The sequence below is a fragment of the Chloroflexota bacterium genome (assembly GCA_015478725.1).
Taxonomy (GTDB): domain Bacteria; phylum Chloroflexota; class Limnocylindria; order Limnocylindrales; family CSP1-4; genus C-114.
Window position 1 is genome coordinate 1 of record JADMIG010000145.1, and the last position, 1,101, is coordinate 1,101.

The window sequence follows — 1,101 nt, forward strand, 5'->3', positions numbered from 1 at the left end:
TGTTGGCCGCCACGCTGGATGAGCACGACGGCGACACGTTTCGTGAGCACGAGTTCGTGAACGTGTTGTCGCCTTGGTCGTCATCGGTCGTGGCGTGAGGTCCAGCCAGCCGCCGGCCTGACCCGCGGCTATTCGGCGGTCACCTCGGTGACGGCGGACCGGGTTGAGGATTCATCGACGATGGCCTTGCCCTCGGCGAAGGCGGCGACGAGGGACTGAACGGCCAGGTTGTTGACGGCCCGGGGCAGTCCCCGCGACACCTGGTGGATGAGGGCCAGGGCGTCATCGGAGAACAAGGTGTCGCTCCGCCCGGCGATCTTCAGGTGGTGGGCCACGTAGTCGGCCGTCTCGGGCTGGTCCATCCCGACCATCGAGTAGCGGAGGGCCACCCGCTGATCGAGGGCGGCGAAGGCCCCCAGTCGGATGCGTCGTCTGAGGGTCGGCTGTCCGACCAGCAGGCAGGCGAAGGGCGCATGGGAGTCCATCTCGGCGTTGGTGAGTAGGCGGAGGCCTTCAAGCTGTTCGGCATCCAAGAGGTGGGCCTCATCGAGGACAAGGACGACACGGCGTCCCCGTTCGTGCTCCTCGGTGGCGAGGGCGTCTTGGGCCTGGGGGATGAGGGAGGCCCGGTGGAACCGGGGGACGCCCCCGAGGGTGGAGACGATGGTCGAGTACAGGCCCCGCAGCCCGACCGAGGGGTTGCCGAGGTAGATAACGGTGTGGCGGCTGGCATCGATGCCGGAGAGGGCGGCCCGGACGGCCACTGTCTTGCCCGCGCCCACCTCGCCGGTGACCACCCCCACCGCCTGTTCGTCGATGCACCAGGTGATCCGGGCCACGGCTTCCCCGTGGGAGCGGTGGGCATGGAGCATGGAGGGAGCGAGGTCCTTGGTGAAGGGCATGCGGGTGAAGCCCCAGTGGGCCCGGAGTCGGTCGATGGTCATGATGGGATCTCCTTGATGTCGTTGTCGTTGTCGTTGTCGTTGTCGTTGTCGTTGTCGTTGTCGTTGTCGTTGTCGCTGTCGCTGTCGCTGTCGGTGCTGTCGGTGCTGTCGGTGCTGTCGGTGCTGTCGTCGTTGGCGATGGTGTTGTTGGCGATGG

Annotated in this window: 2 protein-coding genes; both read right to left on the reverse strand. The window is 66.9% G+C overall.

Annotation, left to right across the window (positions count from 1 at the left end; translation table 11 throughout):
• Positions 1-128: 128 nt before the first annotated feature.
• Complete coding sequence (locus tag IVW53_16190) at positions 129-944, reverse strand: ExeA family protein (GenBank protein MBF6607097.1); 816 nt, start codon at positions 942-944, stop codon at positions 129-131.
• Positions 941-1,101 (reverse strand): hypothetical protein (locus tag IVW53_16195; GenBank protein ID MBF6607098.1); only part of this gene is annotated, 161 nt, incomplete at its 5' end. The genes IVW53_16190 and IVW53_16195, both read right to left, overlap by 4 nt.